The sequence below is a fragment of the Rhizobium tumorigenes genome (assembly GCF_003240565.2).
Taxonomy (GTDB): Bacteria; Pseudomonadota; Alphaproteobacteria; order Rhizobiales; family Rhizobiaceae; genus Rhizobium; species Rhizobium tumorigenes.
In genome coordinates, this window is record NZ_CP117259.1 from 247,456 (window position 1) to 267,494 (window position 20,039).

Here is a 20,039-nt window from a genome sequence, read left to right on the forward strand (position 1 = left end):
AGGCGCAAAGCTGATGACCGGGAACAATTCCTCCGAACAGAATACCGCATTTCTAGGCCGCCCACGTCTGCTGCGCAACGCCCGCCTTGCGACGCTGGACAGCCGCCTGCCCGGCCTCGGTATCGTCGAAAAGGCTGCAATGGTCGTCGAGAACGGCCGCATTGCCTATGCCGGCCCGGAGACCGAATTGCCGGTCTGGGCCATCGAGACCGCCGACATCCTCGACCTCGAAGGGCGCTGGGTTACCCCCGGACTGGTCGATTGCCACACGCACATCATCTATGGCGGTAATCGCGCCCGCGAGTTTGAAATGCGGCTCGAAGGCGCCTCCTACGAAGAAGTTGCGCGCGCTGGTGGCGGCATCGTTTCCTCGGTCACTGCCACCAACGCCCTGTCTGTCGAGGGTCTTGTCGCGGCCGCCTTGCCGAGGCTGGACACGCTGCTGGTCGAAGGCGTGACCACCATCGAAATCAAGTCCGGCTACGGCCTGAACATCGACGCCGAACTGCGGATCTTGCGCGCCGCCCGGGCTCTTGAACGCATCCGTCCGGTCCGCGTCGTCACCTCCTATCTCGCAGCACACGCGACGCCCGTCGACTACAAGGGGCGCAACGACGCCTATATCGACGAGATTGTGCTTCCCGGCATGCGGCAGGGTGCGTCGGAAGGCCTGATCGATGCCGTTGACGGATTTTGCGAAGGTATCGCATTCGCGCCATCCGAAATCGCCCGGGTGTTCGACGCCGCCAAGGCGCTCGGCCTGCCGGTCAAGCTGCATGCCGAGCAGCTTTCCAATCTCGGCGGTGCCAGGCTCGCGGCCTCCTATGGCGCCCTGTCGGCCGATCATCTCGAATATCTGGACGCTGCAGGCGTGGCGGCGCTTGCCGCGAGCGGTACGGTGGCTGTGCTGCTGCCCGGCGCCTTCTATGCCATCAACGAGAAGCAGAAGCCGCCGGTCCAACTCTTGCGCGATGCTGGGGTGAGGATCGCCATTGCCACCGACAGCAATCCCGGAACCTCGCCGCTGACATCCCTGCTGCTTACCATGAACATGTCGGCGACCCTGTTTGGCCTGACGGTCGAGGAGTGCATTGCCGGGACGACCCGCGAGGCAGCGCGGGCTCTCGGCCTGCTCGCCGAAACCGGGACCATCGAGGTCGGCAAATCGGCAGATCTCGCCGTCTGGAATGTCGATAGCCCGGCCGAACTTGTCTACCGGATTGGTTTCAATCCGCTGTATGCGCACCTGTTCAAGGGCGGGAGGATCGATCGATGACCATCACACTCCATCCAGGCTCGGTGACGCTCGCCGATCTCTCGATCATCTACTGGACGGGTGAACCTGTCGTCCTCGATCGCTCGTTCGACGCCGGTATCGAGCGTGCCGCCGCCCGTATCGCCGAGATTGCCGCTGGAAATGCGCCGGTCTACGGCATCAACACCGGCTTCGGCAAACTGGCGTCGATCAAGATCGACCGTGCCGATGTCGCGACGCTGCAGCGCAATCTGATCCTCTCCCATTGCTGCGGCGTCGGCCAGCCCCTGACCGAGAATATCGTCCGGCTGATCATGTCCCTGAAGCTGGTGTCGCTCGGGCGCGGCGCCTCCGGCGTGCGGCTCGAAATGCTGCGGCTGATCGAGGCAATGCTTGAGAGGGGGGTTATCCCCGTCATTCCGGAAAAAGGCTCGGTCGGTGCTTCCGGCGACCTGGCGCCGCTGGCCCACATGGCGGCGGTCATGATGGGTGAAGGCGAGGCATTTTTTGCCGGCGAACGAATGAGCGGTGGTGCGGCATTGGAAAAGGCCGGGCTGACGCCGATGGTGCTGGCCGCCAAGGAAGGCCTGGCGCTTATCAACGGCACGCAGACCTCGACGGCACTGGCGCTCGCAGGCCTCTTCCGCGCCCACAGGGCCGCCCAGGCGGCGCTGATCACAGGGGCGCTGTCGACCGATGCGGCGATGGGCTCGTCGGCGCCATTCCATGCCGATATCCACACCCTGCGCGGCCATCAGGGCCAGATCGACACTGCTGCTGCGCTGCGGGCGCTGCTCGACAATTCGGTCATCCGCGCAAGCCATATCGAGGGCGACGAGCGCGTCCAGGATCCCTATTGCATCCGCTGCCAGCCACAGGTCGACGGCGCCTGCCTGGATCTGTTGCGCCAGGTGGCTAAAACCCTGCAGATAGAGGCCAATGCGGTCACCGACAATCCGCTGGTGCTGTCCGATAATTCGGTCGTCTCCGGCGGCAATTTCCACGCGGAGCCGGTGGCTTTCGCCGCCGACCAGATCGCGCTCGCCATCTGCGAGATCGGCGCCATCGCCCAGCGTCGCATTGCGCTGCTGGTCGATCCGACGCTGTCGCACGGCCTGCCGGCATTCCTTGCCAAAAAGCCCGGGCTCAATTCCGGGCTGATGATCGCCGAGGTAACATCTGCCGCGCTGATGTCTGAAAACAAGCAGATGTCGCACCCGGCCTCGGTCGATTCCACACCGACTTCGGCCAACCAGGAAGACCACGTCTCCATGGCCTGTCACGGTGCGCGCCGGTTGCTGCAGATGACCGACAACCTGTTTGGCATCATCGGAATCGAAGCGCTGACGGCGGCCCAGGGGATCGAGTTCCGCGCGCCGCTGGTCACCAGCCCCGAACTCACCGCCGCCGTCGCCGCCATCCGCCGCGTCGTGCCGACGCTCGACGAGGACCGCTACATGGCAAACGACCTTGCAGCAGCCAGCGACCTGGTATCATCTGGCACACTGAATGCATCGGTGTCCGAGGGTATCCTGCCGGGTCTGGAGGGTTGATTATGGAGGCATTTCCAGGGGGCAGTTTATGGACGCCAAGGTCGCCCAGGCCGTGGGGACCAGTGGGCTCCCTCCGAACTTCCCTCATCCCTGTGCTCGTCACAGGGATCCAGTGCGCCGCGTCTGCGGCGCAGGAGGCTTCCTTCGCTTCAAAAGTGTCATTTCACGGCGCAGACGCGCCGTGGCTAGATTCCTGTGACAGGCACAGGAATGAGGGTGTGGTTGGTGCCGGCGCGGGGGCAGCCATGCGTAGTGTGGACGCCAACGAGCGGATAGTTGGCCACCGGGGTGACGGGGTGGGCGTTGCGTCCGCCGACTTTACATCTGCGCAAGCTACGGAGACCATTCAATGAGCGCACCTGTTTTCGAAGTCCGCCGGGGCTCCTCGCCCGTTGTGCTCGCCTTCCCCCATACAGGCACCGACGTACCAGCGGATATCTGGGAGCGACTAAACGACAATGGCCGCATTCTCGCCGATACCGACTGGCACATCCACCGGCTCTACGACGGCCTGCTCGACGACGCGACGACGGTGCGGGCCACCTTCCATCGGTACGTTATCGACGCCAATCGTGATCCCGATGGATCGAGCCTTTATCCTGGTCAAAATACCACCGGCCTGATCCCGGGCACGGATTTCGACGGCAAGCCGATCTGGAGGGATGGTGCCGAGCCTTCCGACGGCGACACCTACGCCCGGTTGTCGGCGTTTCATGCGCCCTATCATGCGGCCCTTGCTGCCGAGATCGCACGGGTCAAGGCGATCCATGGCATCGCCGTCCTCTATGACTGCCACTCGATCCGTGCCCACATTCCCTTCCTGTTCGAGGGCACGCTTCCGGATCTCAATATCGGCACCGACATGGGCAAGACCTGCGCGCCGGCGATCGAGGCTGCAACCGTTGCCATCGCCGCTGAAGCCGCCGGCTACACCAGCACGCTGAACGGCCGTTTCAAGGGCGGCTGGACAACCCGCCATTATGGCCAGCCGGCATCGGGCGTCCATGCCATCCAGATGGAGCTGGCGCAATCGACCCATCTTGCCGCCGAAGCTCCGCCCTTCGCCTATGATCCTGAAAAGGCCGAGGCGCTGCGCGTTCCGCTCAAGTCCATTCTGTCGCGCATCGAACAGATCGCGCTCGACCTCATCAGCTAAGGGGATTTCGTCATGACCAATTCACGCCACAACATCCGCGAGATCCGGGCGCCACGCGGGCCGGAGCTCAACACCAAGAGCTGGATGACGGAAGCGCCGCTGCGCATGCTGATGAACAATCTCGACCCTGACGTCGCCGAGAACCCAAACGAACTCGTCGTCTACGGCGGTATCGGCCGGGCGACACGCACCTGGGAAGACTTCGACAGCATCGTCGCGACACTGAAGACGCTCACCGAGGAAGAGACGCTGCTGGTGCAATCCGGCAAGCCGGTCGGCGTGTTCCGCACCCACAAGGATGCGCCGCGCGTGCTGATCGCCAATTCCAACCTCGTGCCACACTGGGCGACATGGGATCATTTCAACGAGCTCGATAAGAAGGGCCTTGCGATGTATGGCCAGATGACGGCCGGCTCGTGGATCTATATCGGCGCCCAAGGCATCGTCCAGGGCACTTATGAGACCTTCGTCGAAGCCGGACGCCAGCACTATGGCGGCAGCCTCAAGGGCAAATGGATCCTCACCGGCGGTCTCGGCGGCATGGGTGGCGCTCAGCCGCTTGCCGCCGTCATGGCCGGTGCCTGCTGCCTCGCCGTCGAATGCGACGAAACCCGCGCCGATTTCCGCCTGCGCACCCGCTATGTCGACGAAAAGACCGACAGCCTCGACGAGGCGCTGGCCAAGATCGATGCCTGGACCAAGGCCGGCGAGGCAAAGTCGATCGCGCTGATCGGCAATGCCGCCGAAATTTTCCCCGAGCTTTTCAAGCGCGGCGTCCGGCCGGATATCGTCACCGACCAGACCTCCGCTCACGATCCGCTGCACGGCTACCTGCCGCTAGGCTGGACCGTGGCCGAATGGAAATCCAAACAGGAGACTGCGCCGAAGGAAGTCGAGGCCGCTGCGCGCGCCTCGATGAAGATCCACGTCGCCGCCATGGTCGATTTCTGGAACGCCGGTGTGCCGACGCTCGATTACGGCAACAATATCCGCCAGGTCGCGAAAGACGAGGGTCTGGAGAATGCCTTCGCTTTCCCCGGCTTCGTCCCGGCCTATATCCGGCCGCTGTTCTGCCGCGGCATCGGCCCGTTCCGCTGGGCGGCGCTGTCGGGCGATCCGGAGGATATCTACAAGACCGACGCCAAGGTGAAGGAACTGACGCCCGGTAATACCCATTTGCACAACTGGCTCGACATGGCGCGTGAACGCATCGCCTTCCAGGGCCTGCCCGCCCGCATCTGCTGGGTGGGTCTCGGCGACCGCGACCGGATCGGTCTGGCCTTCAACGAAATGGTCAAGAGCGGTGAGCTTTCCGCGCCCGTCGTCATCGGCCGCGATCATCTCGATAGTGGCTCCGTCGCATCGCCGAACCGCGAAACCGAGGCGATGAAGGATGGCTCGGACGCCGTCTCCGACTGGCCGCTGCTCAACGCCTTGCTGAACACTGCCTCCGGCGCCACCTGGGTATCGATCCATCACGGCGGCGGCGTCGGCATGGGCTTTTCGCAGCACGCCGGCATGGTCATCTGCTGCGACGGCTCGGAAGACGCCGCCCGCCGCATCGCCCGCGTCCTGTGGAACGACCCCGCCACCGGCGTCATGCGCCACGCCGACGCTGGCTACGAGATCGCCGTCGATTGCGCCAAGGAAAAGGGTCTCCGTTTGCCGGGAATTCTCGGCAACTGAGGTCGCGAGGTTAGCCAAGGCCGCCGTCTTCGGCGGTGGCCTTGCGCGATTATCCAATGCCCGGGCCTCTGCCTTTAAACCAACAGCTTCCCGTGTCCGAACCGAGCGGTCAACTCTTGGATGAAGTCCTTTCGCCGAAAGCAAAATAACCGCAGCCATGCAACGTCCCCACCCGAAAAAATCGGCCACCGTTCGCGGACACAGACAGTGTTGTCGCGGCGCGTGTGGTCGGGTACTTCTTGTTCTCCGCGCGGTGGAATGACTAGGGAGATGACGATGACGGACGAGCCGGTTTCGGATAGCAAGCTAACCACTTCCAAGCGGCGGTGGGCGGCGGAGGGCAAGTTTCTGACCGGTCGCGTCAGCCGGGCGGAGAGCGAACGGTTGCCGCCGGGGCAGCATTTGGTGAAGAACTGGCCGGTGCTCGATCTCGGCACCCAGCCCGAAGTTGCGCTTTCAAGCTGGCGGCTGGAGGTTGGTGGCCGGGTCGAGGTGCCGCTGTCGCTCGACTGGGCGGCATTCTGCGCCCTTGAGCAAAGCAGCAAGGTCAGCGACATGCACTGCGTCACCACATGGTCGCGCTATGACAACAAATGGGACGGCGTTTCCACCCGCGATCTTCTCGATCATGTCATGCCAAAGACGGACGCCGACTACGTCATGCTCACCAGCTATGATGGCTATACGACCAACCTGCCGCTGGCCGATTTCGCTGCCGAGGATGCAATCCTTGCCACCGCCTGGGAGGGCCAGCCGCTCAGCCGCGATCACGGCGGACCGATGCGCCTTGTCGTGCCACATCTCTATCTCTGGAAGAGCGCCAAATGGCTGCGACGCATTGACCTGATGAAATCGGACAAGGCCGGGTTCTGGGAGAAGAACGGCTATCACATGCGCGGCGATCCCTGGCGAGAGCAGCGCTACACGGAAGACTGAACTCGAAGTAGCGCAGGCAATCTGCCGACACCACAATCGCACTCAGTGCAATTGATCGGAGAGTGAAGCCTGTCTCTTCAATTTTACCGTGATCGCATCGGGGTGCGGAACTTAGCCCCGCTCCATGTGTTCCCCTGCCATCGCATATCAATGACAGGAGAGCATGATGTTTCTCAAATTACTCGCTGCCTCGACACTCGCCTTGAGCATGGCCACCGCTGTTGTCGCCGAACCGCTCACCCTGCGCGTCACTCCCAAGGGTCCGCGCGTGGTAACCGTCTACAGCGCAGTCATCGATCACTCGAAGGACGCGATTTCGCCAAGCGGTATCATCAATGTCGACCTGCCGTTCACCGGCACCACAAATCGCACGCCGACCCGCATCCAGTGCGACTCGAACCCGACGACGTCTGTGATGCGCAGCAACACTTTCGACGCTGCGCCGCTTTCTGACTGCCCGTAAAGGGATAAGGTCGGTTTTCGCACCAGCTGCATGCAAAACGGCCGTGCCGCATCAGCTGGCGGCGTGGCGCGGGCTCACCTCAAGCGACCTCTATGTCCGTAGCCGCAAAGCCGTTGCCAGAAAAAAGCAATGGTTGGCGATAATATCTTGCGCAAGCATATGTCAGGCAGTCGTCGAGACTGAGACCGCCGTCGCTTCTACCAAAATTGGAGTAGGCCTCCACCGCGAGTGAAGCGGCTCGCGGGGGCACAGCCACCGACTGGATATTCATCAGTTGCAGGAAGGTGGCGACAGCCTCGGACGCTTCATCGACCGGAATTTCCAATTCGACGACAAGTGCCAGTGTCGTTCGAGCGACCGCCATTGGCGACGTGAGGCGTACGGTCGACGCCTGCATCCGCCTTGCAAATTCGCGCGCGGCCTCTTCGTCGGTCATCATTGCCAGCAGTACAGAGCCATCGATAAACATCAGCGCGGCTCTGCATCAGTGTTACGCACGGTGGCCTTCGTGCGCAGGTTTCGGCAGAAGGCCACGGCGATATCTTCCAGCACCGGCTTTGCCAGTTCGGTATCGAGCGCCAGTTGCAGCGCCTTGCGGACAGCCTCGGTCTTCGATGGCGCCTTGGTCAGCGCCTGATAGCGACGCGCCAGGCGGTCGATGGCATCGTCCTTGATGTAGAGTGGCATGGCTCTGTCTCCTTGGTGCCGCGGTGTTACGACCTCGGGGATGGCTGGACAAGCCGGCATCTGCGGCGCAGATGGTGAGAACACGTCGCCAGTTTCCTTCGAGGCAAATATCGCTATGACACCTCCCGTCGCACTCGTCACCGGCTCGACCTCGGGCATCGGTGCCGCAATCGCCCGGCGGCTTGCCGCAGAAGGCTATGCAATCGTCCTCCATTCCAGGTCGTCTGTTGACGCCGGGCTGGCGCTTGCAGGCATGCTGCCGATGGCGACCTATATCCAGGCCGATCTCGCTGTCGATGCCGACAGGGCAAGGCTGGTCGCCGGGGCGGTTGCCCAATGGGGTCGGCTCGACGTGCTTGTCAACAATGCCGGCATCAGCCGCGTCATTCCCCATTCCGATATGGCTGCGGCCACGCCGGCGATCTGGCATGAGCTCTACGAGGTCAACGTCGTCGCGCCGTTCCGGCTGGTGGCCGAGGCTGAACCGGCGCTGCGAACAGCCGCCCGCACCGGACGACCGGGCTCTGTCGTCAACATTTCCTCCCATGCCGGCATCCGCCCCAAGGGGGCCTCCATCCCCTACGCTGCTGCAAAGGCGGCTCTCAACCACACGACACGGCTGATGGCCCTGTCGCTGGCACCCGATATCCGCGTCAACGCCGTCGCGCCCGGTCTGGTCGATACGCCGCTGACAGCGGATTGGACTGCCGCACAGGATTTGTGGCGAAACCATTCGCCGATGCGCCGGGCTGCGACGCCGGACGACATCGCGCAGGCTGTCTGGATGCTTGTCTCGTCGGACTATGTGACGGGGGAGATAATGTTGCTGGACGGCGGTCTCAATCTGACCTGACATTCCAGATAAAACGGCGACGGGACCCTCAGTGAGGGTGGTGCTGAAGCCGTGCTGGTGCCGGTTCCTCTGCAAGGTCGTCAAGCACGTCGCGAAGTGTCCTTGCGATATCCAGGCGACCGCTTTTTAGCGCAGCACGGTGTGCTTGCGAGCAGAGGTCCTGCAACGTGGCGCTCTCCTCGACGACGGGCACGACTGGGAAAACGATGCCGGCATATTGCGATGGGGTGCCGTCGGCGTTTCGAAAGCAGCGACCGAAGGCCATGATCTCGGTATAGAACCCCCGGGCAGAGCGGACGCGGTAATTCTGCTGGCAGGGATGTCCCGAAACGACGGCTTCATGCACGGATTTTGCGACACGGGCCTTATCTTCCGGATGGACGCGGTCGAGATAGCGCTCGATCGGCAAACCGACCATCGTCTCTGAAGGATCGAGGCCGAAAACGGAAGCGAAGGCGCTATCGGCGAAAAATTGGTCGGTTTCTATATCCCAGGTAAAAACCCCCGAGTCCATCGGAGACGTCTGCGAATTCCGGACCAAAATATTGTCTTTTGCCATGTGCCTCTCCATGCCCGTTATTCAACATGAGCGCGCGGACAGGCCTCTGCAAGGGACAAAAGGGCATGGCTCTGAAAAATATCGACGTTTCCTCCCCAGAGCACGCCGTAAGCACCTGAGCCATGCCAAAAAACCATCGGCGAGCGGGCGTGCCTGCCTGCCGATGGTGGCCTCACCGCGCTTGCATTTCGCTCGCATGCCGGACAGCGGCGACAAAGGAGGTTTCTGTCTTGATTTCCCGCGTCGACATCGACGTGACCGTCCGACGCACGCCCGGCAGGCGGCTGAGCTCCTGACGCAGCTGGCAGTCCAGGGCCACCATGTCCACGGCCAGGATATGCAGCAGGTAGTCGGCGTCGCCTGTGGTCGCATGGCAGCGCCAGATCAGCGGGTTTTTCCGGACTGCTTCCTCGAAGGCGTCCGACAGTTCGAAATCGATAGACACCTGGACAAACGCCTCGAGGCCGAAGCCGAGCTGGGCCGGATCGAGCGTTGTGGTATACCCCCGGATGAGACCGGCGGCCTCCAGAGCCTTGACGCGCTTCCAGCATGGCGTCTTGCTCAGCCCGACCTGCTCGGCCAGCGCTGCGAACGACATGCGGGCGTCGCTTTCCAGCGCCGAAACTATTTTAAGATCCAGTGGGTTTAAATTCATCGTTCTCCGCCCTGGGGCTCCAATCGAGCGATCGTTCTACCAGTTGCCCATGCTGGATGACAGAAAGGAACAATGTTCCAGGGAATATTTCGTATTGTTAGGAAAACAGCTGCACAATATAAGGGGACCAAAATGGACAAGCAGGAATACTGGGCGCGTATCGAGACACCCGATATGAAAGACTACGGCGTCTACCTGCAGTGCGACAAGTTGCTTACCTGCCAGAAGCCCCTGTCTGAAATGGCCAATGCCGACGAACTGCAGTTCCAGATCGTCCACCAGGTCGAGGAGCTGTGGATGAAGCTCATCGCCTACACGCTGGTCGAGGTGATCGGCTATATCGAGGAGGACAATCCCCACCGTATCGTCACGCTGATGGGTCGGGTGCACCGGCTCATGCGGATGATGACCACGCAACTCGATATGCTGGAAACGATGTCGCCGAAGGAATACCAGGAAATCCGCCTTCAACTCGGCAATGGCAGCGGACAGGAGTCTCCGGGCTTCAAACTGCTGCTGCGTATGCCTGCCGATCTCTGGCGAGCCTTCAAGGCGACCTATCTGGAGGGAAAGGGCCTCACCGTCGACGATGTCTATGACGGCAAGTACGATCATGGCGACAGCTACGTGGTAGCCGAGGCGCTGATAGAATTCGACGAACTTTTCCAGAAGTTCCGCGCCAACCATGTCTACCTCATCCACCGCTCGATCGGGCTTGGATCGAAATCGCTGAAAGGCAGGCCGGTCGATCTTCTGCAGGCCGGTGCCCGGCACCGCTTTTTTCCCGATCTCTGGGATGTCCGCTGTTCGATGACGGACGCCTGGGGTAGCCAGTATGGCGTCGTCAGGGACAGCATTTCCAAGCCGGAGGCCGCTGCTGAATGAGGCCCCTCAACGCGCCAGTACGTTAAAGCTTGCGCCTGGGATGTGTAAGCGGCTCGAAACTTGCGCGGGGATTGTGTCAGGCTGTGTATATTGACGATCGGTACGGGCTCGCCTAGTTTTGGCCACGTTCTCCCATAATTTGGGGCGAGCTAAATCCGAGGGCAATCCGTTTTCATGACTGAAGGTCCGCTTTACGTCCAGTTCCCCGCGGAAGCGGCGATACCGGCGCAGCCGCATCATGAAACATTCCACCTGCCGTTTTTCCCGCGCTCCGCCCATGCACGTCATCTCATTGCGCTCGGGCTTGCGAGCGCCGGTTCGATGGCGCTGCTGGCAGGTGTGCTCTATCCGCTGATCACCCGCAGTGCCGTGGCGTTGCCGGTTTTCGTTCCCCCTGCCCAGATCGTCCAGCCGACGCCACTTGCATTGAAGGGCAACCGTCTGGAGGGGAAGCGTCACTTCGACGGTTCGCGCTTTGCCCAAGTGGCCGAAAAGCTGGCGACGGGGGAAACGCGTATCTTCACCTATCACCGGCTGACCCTGGTCTTCAACGGCGATACCGAGCAGCGGGATGCGCCGGTCGCCTCTTCCTTCACCGAGGAAAACGAGGCCGACACACCGGTTGCGACGCCAGCCGTGGCGACCTTTGCAGACAGCGTCTATCCGAGATCGGCAAATTTTGCCTCCCAGCGCCGTTCGCGCTTCCCGATACGCGGCGTTCCTCTCAATGTCACCGTGGCGACGGCGGGTGCCACACAGCCGCACCGGGAATTCCAGCGGCTCGTCTCCATGCCGAAAAGCCGCCAGGATCTCACCGATATCCTGAAGACCGCCGGTATCGCGGAGGATCGTCGTGAGCAACTGGTGCAGGCACTGGCTACGGATACCGTGGTGCCGGGCGATAGTCTCGAACTGCTGATGGAAAAGGGCCACACGGAGGGTTCGCCAAAGCTGGTGCTCGCCAAGTTACGGAGCGAGAACGGCAGCGAGCGGGTGGTGGCCAGCGACGATTCCAACGGGTTCAAGCCGCTTGCCGACGACCGGCTGTTCTCAACGCTTTACAGCGAAGGCCAGCCGGATGCGCCGTCTTCTTCCGAAGTCGCTGCCGTCGACCTGAAGGATCTCGGCAGTGGCGACCAGAAGGACGTGCGCGAGCGCCTGACGAAAGCCGGTTTGTCGGACACGGCAATCGAGCACCTCGTAAAGCTTGCCGCCGCCAAGGGCATTCCGCTGGCCGGCACCACTGGTACGCCTGATAGCGTCGACCTCCTGTTCCGCAAAGCCGATGACAGCGACAGCGAGCTGATGTTCATCGAGTTTCACTCCGGTGACGAAGCCCACCGCTTCTATCTGCACAAGGACGGAACGGACTCGTCTGAATATTACGACGAAAAAGGCCATTCGGTCGCCAAGGTGCTGAATCCCAAGCCTGTCCCCAACGGACAGCTGGGAGACGGTTTTGCATGGCGCATCCACCCGATCCTCGGAGTGCGTAAATTCCACAACGGGGTCGATTTCCGCGCGCCGATGGGCAGCCCGATCATGGCGGCAGGCGACGGCACGGTCGAACTGATTTCCACCGAGGTCGGATACGGCAAATATATCCGGATCCGCCATGACGGCGGCTATGAGACCACTTACGCTCACATCTCGGCGACGCCCTCGGGCCTGAAGGTAGGGCAGCGCGTCAAGCAGGGCCAGGTGATCGCCTATGTCGGCTCGACCGGATATTCCACCGGCCCGCATCTCTACTACGAACTCCGTGTCAACGGCCGCTACGAAAACCCGCTGACGGCGAAGCTGCCGGCCGGGACAAATCTGACCGGTGCCTCGCTCGACAGCCTCCGCTCGCAGGTCGACCATGTCGACAGTATCATGAGCTACCTGGACGTGCCGACACCGGAGGTTTCCCGTTCCTCACTGCCGATGGACAGGCCCTTCGGCCTGTTCCAGGATCATGCGGGCCACATCCACCGTTAAACGGCTCTTGATGCTCTAAGTTGGCGCCTGACGCCTCAGGTATGCGTGCTCTCTCAGTGCAGCGTCTCAGCGAAGAAATCGAGTAGCCGTTTCCAGTGACGTTCGGCGGCCTTCTCGTTGTAGACTCCGGCATGGTCCGGGATCGTCCAGCCATGAGCGGCGTCGACATAGTTCTCAATGACATGATCGACTTCAGCAGTCCGTAAAGTTTCCGCCAGGCGAGCCGACTGCTCCGGCGGAAAGCTTCCGTCGATGCCTGCCGTGCCCACGTAAATCCGGGCCTTGCCCTTTGCCGCCGCCTTGTGCGGGCTGTCGTCCGCATCGGTAGCAAGACCACCGCCGTGGAAGCTGGCCGCGGCCGCGATCCGATCCGGATAGGCGCCGGCTGCCGTCAGTGCCCGGCCTCCGCCCATGCAATAACCGACGGCACCGACCGGCCCCGTGGCACCTGCGTCGTCTAGGGTCTGGAGAAAGGCGGCTGTATCGCTCTTCGTCATCGCCTGGGTCGTGCCGTGCAGCATGCCCATGATCTGGTCCCGCGTCACAGGATCGGCAAAGGCCGACGACTGGAACGGTCCATAGGCGCCGTAGCGATAGAAGAGGTCGGCGAGCAGTACGATATAGCCAGCGTCCGCCAGGCGCTGCGCCATCCCATCCATCGCCGGCCGTGGCCCGAGTGCATCCATGTAGAGCAGAATGCCGGGTGCTGAAGCATCTGCGTGTTGTGCGTCGCTGCGGAAAATCGCTGCCTTGGCGACGCCATCGGCGGTCGTGATATCGATGGTCTTCTTCATGGGCTCCAGTCCTTTTTGTTGGCGTCGGTCAGGCGGAGCCGACTGCGCGCAGAAGGCTACGGTTGTTGTAGGGCTTTTGCAGCAAAACAGGTTTCGGACCGGTGGAGACGGCAGGCATCTCCGCATTGCCCGTCGCGAAAATGATGCCCATCTGGGGGTAGATTGCCCGGATCTTCTCCGCCAGTTCACCACCGGAAAGGCCTGGCAGTCCGAGATCGGTCAGCAGGATGTCGAAGCGTTCGGACTTCACCAGCACCAGCGCCTCCTCGGCGCTGCTGGCATCCACCACGTCGTGGCCTGCCTCCTGGAGCTGTTCGACAGTATCGAGCCTGATCAGCGCGTCATCCTCGACAACAAGTAACTTAAGCGGTCGGGGCGATGGAGCGGAGACAGGGAGCGGCGTGACCGCAGCCTCGGCGGCCGCCGCCATGTCGACCTGCCGCTGGTCTAGCAATTGACGGATGCGCCGGGCCAGGGCGTCTCGGCTATAGGGCTTCGACAGCAATTCGACCCCTGCATCGAGCCGCCCGCCATGGACGATGGAATTCTCGGTGTAGCCCGAGGTGAAGAGAACCGCCATGTCGGGCTGTCGTTGCTTGGCCTTGCGAGCCAGTTCCGCGCTCTTCAGCGGGCCGGGCATGACGACGTCGGTAAACAGCAGATCGATCGGCAGGCCGCTTTCGATGATGGTCAGTGCGCTTGCGGCATCGACGGCCTTCAAAACCCGGTAGCCGAGATCGCCCAGCATCTCGACCACTGTCGCCCGTACGTCCTCGTCATCCTCCGCCACCAGGATAGTTTCCGTCCCGCCACTGGCTGGTCCGAATTCCATCTCGGTAAGCCGGTCCTCGGCCTGCATCGAGCGCGGCAGATAGATGCGGATCGTCGTGCCTTGCCCGTTTTCGCTATAGATTTTGATGTGGCCGCCCGACTGCTTGACGAAGCCGTAGACCATCGACAGGCCAAGCCCAGTTCCCTTGCCGAGCGGCTTTGTGGAGAAGAAGGGCTCGAAGACCTTTTCGATGATGTCCGCAGGGATGCCGCTACCGGTATCCGTGACGGCCAGCATCACATACTGGCCCGGATCGACCTCTACATGCTTGTGTGCGTAAGCTTCGTCGATAAAGGCATTGCCGACCTCGATCGTCAGCTTACCACGACCGTCCATGGCATCGCGTGCGTTGATTGCGAGGTTGAGTATGGCGTTTTCTATCTGCGCAGGATCGACGAAGGTGTTCCACAGGCCGCCCGCCTGGACGGTCTCGATCTCGATAGCCTCGCCGATCGTCCTACCCAGCATGTCCCCCATGCCGGCGACGAACCGCCCGATATTCATCACTTTAGGCTCGAGAGCCTGGCGCCGGCCGAATGCCAACAACTGGGCTGCGAGCTTTGCGCCACGGTTGACTCCAGCCAGCGCATTTTCGATGCGCGCCCGCGCCCGGGCGTTATCCGCCACCTCCTTGCTGAGAAGATGCAGATTGCCGGATACCACTTGCAGGAGGTTGTTGAAGTCGTGTGCGACGCCGCCGGTAAGCTGGCCTATGGCCTCCATTTTCTGGGCCTGGCGGAGTTGTTCCTCGACCCTATCGAGCGCCGCAGCTTGCTCCCTCTCTGACGTTATATCGCGTCCATAGGCGAATATCATGCCGTCCTGCGAGGAGATCCGCCATGAAATCCAGCGGGGCGAGCCGTCCTTATGGCGATTGCGAGCCTCGAAGCTTTCTAGATCCGCCACCGATGCGGCGCCTTGCAGTGCCCGCTTTGTGAGCCGCAGATCGTCCGGCCAGACGAAATCGAAGAACGATCGGCCGATCACCTCAAGCTTGGCATGCCCGAGGACCGCCGGCCAGGCGGGATTGACAGCGTGGAGCAGCCCGTCGCTTCCGATGATCACCAGCAGATCCCGAGAGTTTCGCCAAACACGGTCGAGATCGGCGGTACGGGCTGCCACCTGTCTCTCCAGGGAACTGGCGAGCTGCTGGAGATCCTGCTCCGCACGACGGCGCTCTACGGCGGTGCGGGTGCGCTCTGCCACTTCCCGGATGAAGGCAAGCTCCTCTGGCTTCCATTCTCGCGCTGTCGCATGGTTGAGATAAAGCAGGGCGACAAGTCCGCCTTGCTCGGAAATAGGCATGTTGACGACCGACTGGGCGCTGATGGCAATGAGTTCGGCAGCATTTTCGCACGTGCGGGGATCTTTCGTCGCATCGGAAAAAACGACCGTTTCGCCTCGCTTCAGATCCTCGACGTAACTGCCGTAGTCGCGAAAGTGCAGCACGCCGGCGAGAGTCTCTATGCCGGGAGCATTCCAGTCACGTTCGATGGTGATGGTTTCGCGTAGCGGATCGATTGTGCCATAGCCGGCGCGGCTGACATTCATTGTCTGCCCGAGTATCCTGGCGGCCTTGAAAGCAATATCGGCGGGGTCTCCGATGTCGCGAAGGCTGTCGTTGAGCGAAATCAGCGCCGAGCGATAGACTTCCTGCAAGCGCGTGTCGGTGATGTCAGTATCGACTCCGATCAGCCCCAGGAAGGCCCCCGCCACGTCGTAGCGTGGCTGAGCTTCGGTCTGGATAAGGCGATAGTTGGCATTGGCATCGAGATACCGTGCCTCGAGGGTGACACGACTTTGAAGGCGCATCGCACGGTCGAGCTTGGCAAGCAACGCATCCCTGTCGTCGGGATGCACGGTTGCACCCCAGTCAAACGTGGCGACGGCCGCCTCGGCAACATTCCAGAAGGCGCGCTTCCGGGCGTTGAAATATACGCTCTGTCCTGTGGCATTTGCCATCCAGAGCATGACCGGCGCATTGTCAGCGATCAGCCTGAACCGTGATTCGCTTTCCCGAAGCGCCTCCTCGGAAGCGCGGCGGTCGGTCACGTCATTGCCCTGGACGAAAATGCCGGTGACAGAGCCCCACTCGTCGAACGTGGGCTGGTAGATGAAATCGATAAAACGCTCCGCCTGCTCCCCGCTGCGCTGCTTCAGAAGGATCAGTGCAGAGTGACCGATGAACGGCTGGCCGGACCTGAAGACGTGGTCGAGAAGATCCACAAATCCCTGTTCGACAACTTCCGGCAGGGCCTCGCGTACTGGCTTGCCGAAAATGTCGCGGTTGCCGATGAGATCGAGGTAGGCTTTGTTGGCAATTTCAAAAATGTGGTCTGGTCCGGAGACAGTCGCAACAAAGCCGGGCGCCTGCTCGAACATTTTGCGCAGACGATCGCTTTCGCCTCTCAGCCTCTGTTCCGCCCGCACTTTGCCCGTGGTTTCGACAACGATGGCGATAACGCCGACAGGCTTGCCGTCGTTATCCAGCAACGGCGAGTAGTCGAGGTTCAGCCAGACCTGTTCCGGCTGTCCGTTCCGGTGGAGGACGAATTCCTGGTCGCGGTAGGCCAGCTGCTTTCCGGAAAGACAGGTCCTCATGACATGGTCGTTGAAAGCAGCGACTTCCGGCCAGCCCTCCCGCACCTTAGATCCCAACAGCGCAGGATGGCGTTTTCCAGCCACCGCCGAATAGGCATCGTTGTAGATCATGATGCCGTCTTCACCCCAAAGGGTCGCGATCGGTACGGGCGACCCAAGTATTAGGCTGCAGGTCGCTTTCAGGCCCTGGGGCCATCGGTCGATTGGTCCTAGAGATGTTTTAGACCAGTCGAAACCGGCGATAACAGAGGCAGCCTCGCCCCCTGAAGCCAGGAATGGAGGAGCGGATTTCTTTGGTTCCGCGCCCTCGGTCATGGCTGATCGACTTTCCCGGCGTCTAAGGGCATCCCCTGCATCGATATACTCTCTGTTTCAATGGCGCGCCGCCTTTTCTGAGGCCGGCGACAGACAGCTTTGAGAAATATAAATATGCCGTCGATTGGCAAGGTTGTTGACGCGTTTATTATCGGATGCAGGAAGCGTCGACCAGTAGCGAGAAGGATGGTTAGCGGACAAAGCGGTGAACTGGTCTTGCATAACCCGAATTTTCGATTATCTTCATCTCATCATTAACGCAACGAAAGGAAGGTGATCCAATGTCTAATGAGATTTCGGTACTCGTGATGGACATGGGAATTGTTGGGAACGAAACGGGGCAGCCCTCGTTCTGATCCTACCTTCCTGAGGATTGCGATTGCGATCCCGGTCTTTCACAGGCCAAAGCTCATGGAGGGCCGCGTCAAGCGGCCCTTTTTGATTCCGGAGAGCAAGCGGTTTCACCAGCCTCCGACGAAAGCCATCGTCAGTGTCACGCCACCTTGCATTTCGGCTTTTCAGGCTCGGCTTTGCGCATCGCGTCATTGGGCCGGGCACGACGGTTCTCGATAAAAGCTTCTGCCGCCTCGCGCGCCATCGGGTGCCCGATCAGATAGCCCTGCCCTTCCCCAAATCCTTCTGCCTTGAGCGCTCGCATCTGCTCTGCGGTCTCGATGCCTTCAGCCGTCGTCGTCGCGCAGAAGCCGATGCCAATCCCCACCACGGCTCGAATGATCGACAGGCTGCCGGGGTCGGTTTCTATACCGGAGACGAAACTGCGGTCGAGCTTGATCTTATCGAAGTGAAAAGCGCGGAGATAGCCGAGCGACGAGTAGCCGGTGCCAAAGTCGTCGATCGCAATGCGGATTCCAAGAGCCTTCATCTCGTGCAGCAGGGGAACGCTCTGGGCGCTGTCGGAGATGAACACCGATTCGGTGATTTCGATCTCAAGGCGATCCGGCCTGAGATTGGTCTCGTCGAGCGCCGACGTGATCGTTGCAAGAAGTCCCTGATGGCGGAACTGGCACACGGACAGATTGACCGCAATTCGCAACTGATCCGGCCAGTTGGCGGCCGTGGCGCAGGCTTGCCGCAGAACCCAGGCACCGATGGTCGTGATCAGCCCGGTCTCCTCGGCGACCGGAATGAACTCTTGCGGCGCAACCATGCCGCGGTGCGGATGGCGCCAACGCAGCAGGGCTTCGAAGCCGACCAGGCTGTCGTCCTTCAGCGAGACAATCGGCTGATAGTGCAGTTCGAACTGCTGATTGTCGATCGCCTGGCGCAGTTCTCCCATGAGATCGTGGCGGCGCTTTGCGGCGAGCCGCATGGAAATTTCATAAAACCTGTAGGTCGAGCGTCCGGCCGCCTTGGCGGCATAGAGGGCGAGGTCGGCATTGCGCAACAGGACTTCAGCGTCGCCACCGTCCTGGGGCGCGACGGCGATGCCGATGCTGCAACTGATGTATTCCTGGATCCCGTCGAGATCGATGGGCTGTGCGAGCGATGCAAGGAGCCTGTCTGCGAACTCGCGCGCGCGCTCGACACCGGCATGGACCTGCAGCGCAACCGCAAATTCATCGCCGCCTAGACGAGCAATCAGGTCGTCGCTCCGTGTGAGGCGTCGAAGGCGGGTCGCAACCTCGCGCAGAAGCGTGTCGCCGGCGGGATGGCCGAGGCTGTCGTTGATATGCTTGAAATGATCGATATCGAAATAAAGCAGCGCAATCGGGTTCTCTTCTGTCGCCTGGTCGGCAAGGTCGCGAATACGATCTGAAAAGAACGACCGGTTCGGCAGCCCGGTCAAAGCATCGTGCATGGCGATATGCGCCATCCTGGCCTCGACTGCCCTTGCGACGGTCACGTCCTCTGTGATGCCGAGAAGATAGCGGGGCCGAATACCGTCCGGCGTCGGAAGCGCGCGCTTGAACGTCCGCACTAGTCTCCTTTCCCCGTCGAAGCCCTCCACTTCTTCCTCGATCGTCAATGTCTTGTCCGCGTCGAGGATCACCTGGTCCTGCTCGCTGAAACGCATGGACTGGTGCGGCGAAAACAGTTCCTTGTCCGTCTTGCCGATGATATCGACCGAGGACCTGCCGACAATATCGCTGCTCGCCTGATTGTGGAGCACGTACCGACCTTCATCCATCAGGTCCTTGACGAAGACACCGACGGGCAGGTTTTCGACGATGCTGTTCAGCAGGGACTGCGTGTCGCTTGCCTGCTGATGGGCAGCGTTGACCTCGGTCCTGTCCTGGACGACGGCAAGGATCGCCGCCGATCCCTCGAAGCGGACGCTGCGACCATAGGTTACGACCTCGAAGACCTCGCCATTGGCCTTCAGGTGCTGCCAGCGCTTGACGCGCTCCATGTCGGTGCCGCCAGCGACGGCTTCGATCATCCGCTGGCGCTCGCTGGCCGGTCGAATGTCGAGTACCGTCATCCGCAGGTATTCTGCCGGGCTGTATCCGTAAAGTTCGACAGCCGCTTCGTTGACGATCAGGAACCGCAGGCTAATGGGATCATAGACCCACATCGGGCTCGGATGGGTCGCAAATAGCGAACGGAAGTCGTCATCGGACGATACCGCATGCATCCCGATCTCGCGATTTTTCGATTGTTTCGTTTTCCCCAATGCCCCGCTCCACCGCGATCGCTGGCAGGCCCATGGACATCTGCCCGTTGCCACACTGCACCGACTGACGGCAGAAAGTATGCGCGAAACGTGAATATTTTGCCAACTAACTCCTTGATTAAATTGGCGGCAGCGGCGTAAAAGATGAGCATCTTATCAATTTTCGGTACATCCCGAAGTGGCCTCGCCCGGGA

The 20,039-nt window shown here is 61.4% G+C and carries 16 protein-coding genes; 9 read left to right on the forward strand and 7 right to left on the reverse strand.

The features are described 5' to 3' along the window. Nucleotides 1–13: 13 nt before the first annotated feature. From hutI to PR017_RS26800, 6 genes are all read left to right on the forward strand, one after another. Nucleotides 14–1,276 carry an imidazolonepropionase gene (gene hutI / locus PR017_RS26775; protein WP_111221124.1) on the forward strand — a complete coding sequence of 421 codons (1,263 nt, stop codon included), beginning with the start codon at nt 14–16 and terminating at the stop codon, nt 1,274–1,276. Next, a complete protein-coding gene (hutH, locus tag PR017_RS26780; RefSeq protein WP_111221125.1) occupies nt 1,273–2,808 on the forward strand; it encodes a histidine ammonia-lyase in 1,536 nt (511 codons plus the stop codon). Before hutI ends, hutH begins: the two co-directional genes overlap by 4 nt. A 349-nt stretch (nt 2,809–3,157) precedes the next feature. Then, nucleotides 3,158–3,964, forward strand: coding sequence for an N-formylglutamate deformylase (gene hutG, locus PR017_RS26785; RefSeq protein WP_111221127.1), 807 nt, complete (start codon nt 3,158–3,160; stop codon nt 3,962–3,964). A gap of 12 nt (nt 3,965–3,976) precedes the next feature. Next, nucleotides 3,977–5,650, forward strand: coding sequence for a urocanate hydratase (gene hutU, locus PR017_RS26790; protein ID WP_111221128.1), 1,674 nt, complete (start codon nt 3,977–3,979; stop codon nt 5,648–5,650). Between the two features lie 276 nt (nt 5,651–5,926). After that, nucleotides 5,927–6,586 carry a sulfite oxidase-like oxidoreductase gene (locus PR017_RS26795; protein ID WP_111221129.1) on the forward strand — a complete coding sequence of 220 codons (660 nt, stop codon included), beginning with the start codon at nt 5,927–5,929 and terminating at the stop codon, nt 6,584–6,586. A gap of 163 nt (nt 6,587–6,749) precedes the next feature. Further along, nucleotides 6,750–7,049, forward strand: coding sequence for a hypothetical protein (locus PR017_RS26800; protein ID WP_133255611.1), 300 nt, complete (start codon nt 6,750–6,752; stop codon nt 7,047–7,049). Nucleotides 7,050–7,128: 79 nt separating this feature from the next. Here PR017_RS26800 and PR017_RS26805 read toward each other — a convergent pair whose 3' ends face one another. Continuing rightward, a complete protein-coding gene (locus PR017_RS26805) occupies nt 7,129–7,518 on the reverse strand; it encodes a type II toxin-antitoxin system VapC family toxin (protein ID WP_111221131.1) in 390 nt (129 codons plus the stop codon). After that, nucleotides 7,518–7,736 carry a type II toxin-antitoxin system VapB family antitoxin gene (locus PR017_RS26810; RefSeq protein WP_111221132.1) on the reverse strand — a complete coding sequence of 73 codons (219 nt, stop codon included), beginning with the start codon at nt 7,734–7,736 and terminating at the stop codon, nt 7,518–7,520. The genes PR017_RS26805 and PR017_RS26810 overlap by 1 nt, the downstream gene beginning before the upstream one ends. A gap of 115 nt (nt 7,737–7,851) precedes the next feature. On the opposite strand from PR017_RS26810, the gene PR017_RS26815 reads away from it, so the two are divergent. Then, the gene (locus PR017_RS26815) at nt 7,852–8,589 is read left to right on the forward strand and encodes an SDR family NAD(P)-dependent oxidoreductase (protein ID WP_111221243.1); all 738 of its coding nucleotides are present in this window, start codon (nt 7,852–7,854) and stop codon (nt 8,587–8,589) included. Between the two features lie 28 nt (nt 8,590–8,617). Here the strand turns inward: PR017_RS26815 and PR017_RS26820 are convergent, their stop codons facing one another. Beyond that, nucleotides 8,618–9,148 carry a PAS domain-containing protein gene (locus PR017_RS26820; protein ID WP_111221133.1) on the reverse strand — a complete coding sequence of 177 codons (531 nt, stop codon included), beginning with the start codon at nt 9,146–9,148 and terminating at the stop codon, nt 8,618–8,620. A gap of 172 nt (nt 9,149–9,320) precedes the next feature. Beyond that, nucleotides 9,321–9,803 (reverse strand): Lrp/AsnC family transcriptional regulator, encoded by a 483-nt coding sequence (locus PR017_RS26825; RefSeq protein ID WP_111221134.1) that lies wholly within the window; start codon nt 9,801–9,803, stop codon nt 9,321–9,323. A 132-nt stretch (nt 9,804–9,935) separates the two neighbouring features. Here PR017_RS26825 and PR017_RS26830 point away from each other — a divergent pair, with 132 nt between their 5' ends. Both PR017_RS26830 and PR017_RS26835 read left to right on the forward strand, forming a co-directional pair. Then, complete coding sequence (locus PR017_RS26830) at nt 9,936–10,688, forward strand: tryptophan 2,3-dioxygenase family protein (RefSeq protein ID WP_111221135.1); 753 nt, start codon at nt 9,936–9,938, stop codon at nt 10,686–10,688. Nucleotides 10,689–10,862: 174 nt separating this feature from the next. After that, nucleotides 10,863–12,668 carry a M23 family metallopeptidase gene (locus PR017_RS26835; protein WP_111221136.1) on the forward strand — a complete coding sequence of 602 codons (1,806 nt, stop codon included), beginning with the start codon at nt 10,863–10,865 and terminating at the stop codon, nt 12,666–12,668. Nucleotides 12,669–12,721: 53 nt separating this feature from the next. Here the strand turns inward: PR017_RS26835 and PR017_RS26840 are convergent, their stop codons facing one another. From PR017_RS26840 to PR017_RS26850, 3 genes are all read right to left on the reverse strand, one after another. Then, nucleotides 12,722–13,462, reverse strand: a complete 741-nt coding sequence (locus PR017_RS26840) for a dienelactone hydrolase family protein (protein WP_111221137.1) — start codon at nt 13,460–13,462, stop codon at nt 12,722–12,724. A gap of 28 nt (nt 13,463–13,490) precedes the next feature. Beyond that, nucleotides 13,491–17,210 (reverse strand): PAS domain-containing protein, encoded by a 3,720-nt coding sequence (locus tag PR017_RS26845; RefSeq protein ID WP_111221138.1) that lies wholly within the window; start codon nt 17,208–17,210, stop codon nt 13,491–13,493. A gap of 493 nt (nt 17,211–17,703) precedes the next feature. Then, nucleotides 17,704–19,806, reverse strand: a complete 2,103-nt coding sequence (locus tag PR017_RS26850; RefSeq protein ID WP_111221139.1) for a putative bifunctional diguanylate cyclase/phosphodiesterase — start codon at nt 19,804–19,806, stop codon at nt 17,704–17,706. Between the last annotated feature and the right edge of the window lie 233 nt (nt 19,807–20,039).

What these genes read in the sequence shown, in the direction of transcription:
- PR017_RS26795 (WP_111221129.1), top strand. Translation starts at nt 5,927, where the DNA reads ATGACGGACGAGCCGGTTTCGGATAGCAAGCTAACCACTTCCAAGCGG.
- PR017_RS26810 (WP_111221132.1), bottom strand. Translation starts at nt 7,736, where the DNA reads ATGCCACTCTACATCAAGGACGATGCCATCGACCGCCTGGCGCGTCGC.
- PR017_RS26845 (WP_111221138.1), bottom strand. Translation starts at nt 17,210, where the DNA reads ATGACCGAGGGCGCGGAACCAAAGAAATCCGCTCCTCCATTCCTGGCT.
- PR017_RS26820 (WP_111221133.1), bottom strand. Translation starts at nt 9,148, where the DNA reads ATGGCAAAAGACAATATTTTGGTCCGGAATTCGCAGACGTCTCCGATG.
- PR017_RS26800 (WP_133255611.1), top strand. Translation starts at nt 6,750, where the DNA reads ATGATGTTTCTCAAATTACTCGCTGCCTCGACACTCGCCTTGAGCATG.
- PR017_RS26805 (WP_111221131.1), bottom strand. Translation starts at nt 7,518, where the DNA reads ATGTTTATCGATGGCTCTGTACTGCTGGCAATGATGACCGACGAAGAG.
- hutU (WP_111221128.1), top strand. Translation starts at nt 3,977, where the DNA reads ATGACCAATTCACGCCACAACATCCGCGAGATCCGGGCGCCACGCGGG.
- hutI (WP_111221124.1), top strand. Translation starts at nt 14, where the DNA reads ATGACCGGGAACAATTCCTCCGAACAGAATACCGCATTTCTAGGCCGC.
- PR017_RS26825 (WP_111221134.1), bottom strand. Translation starts at nt 9,803, where the DNA reads ATGAATTTAAACCCACTGGATCTTAAAATAGTTTCGGCGCTGGAAAGC.
- PR017_RS26840 (WP_111221137.1), bottom strand. Translation starts at nt 13,462, where the DNA reads ATGAAGAAGACCATCGATATCACGACCGCCGATGGCGTCGCCAAGGCA.
- PR017_RS26830 (WP_111221135.1), top strand. Translation starts at nt 9,936, where the DNA reads ATGGACAAGCAGGAATACTGGGCGCGTATCGAGACACCCGATATGAAA.
- hutH (WP_111221125.1), top strand. Translation starts at nt 1,273, where the DNA reads ATGACCATCACACTCCATCCAGGCTCGGTGACGCTCGCCGATCTCTCG.
- hutG (WP_111221127.1), top strand. Translation starts at nt 3,158, where the DNA reads ATGAGCGCACCTGTTTTCGAAGTCCGCCGGGGCTCCTCGCCCGTTGTG.
- PR017_RS26815 (WP_111221243.1), top strand. Translation starts at nt 7,852, where the DNA reads ATGACACCTCCCGTCGCACTCGTCACCGGCTCGACCTCGGGCATCGGT.
- PR017_RS26835 (WP_111221136.1), top strand. Translation starts at nt 10,863, where the DNA reads ATGACTGAAGGTCCGCTTTACGTCCAGTTCCCCGCGGAAGCGGCGATA.
- PR017_RS26850 (WP_111221139.1), bottom strand. Translation starts at nt 19,806, where the DNA reads ATGCATGCGGTATCGTCCGATGACGACTTCCGTTCGCTATTTGCGACC.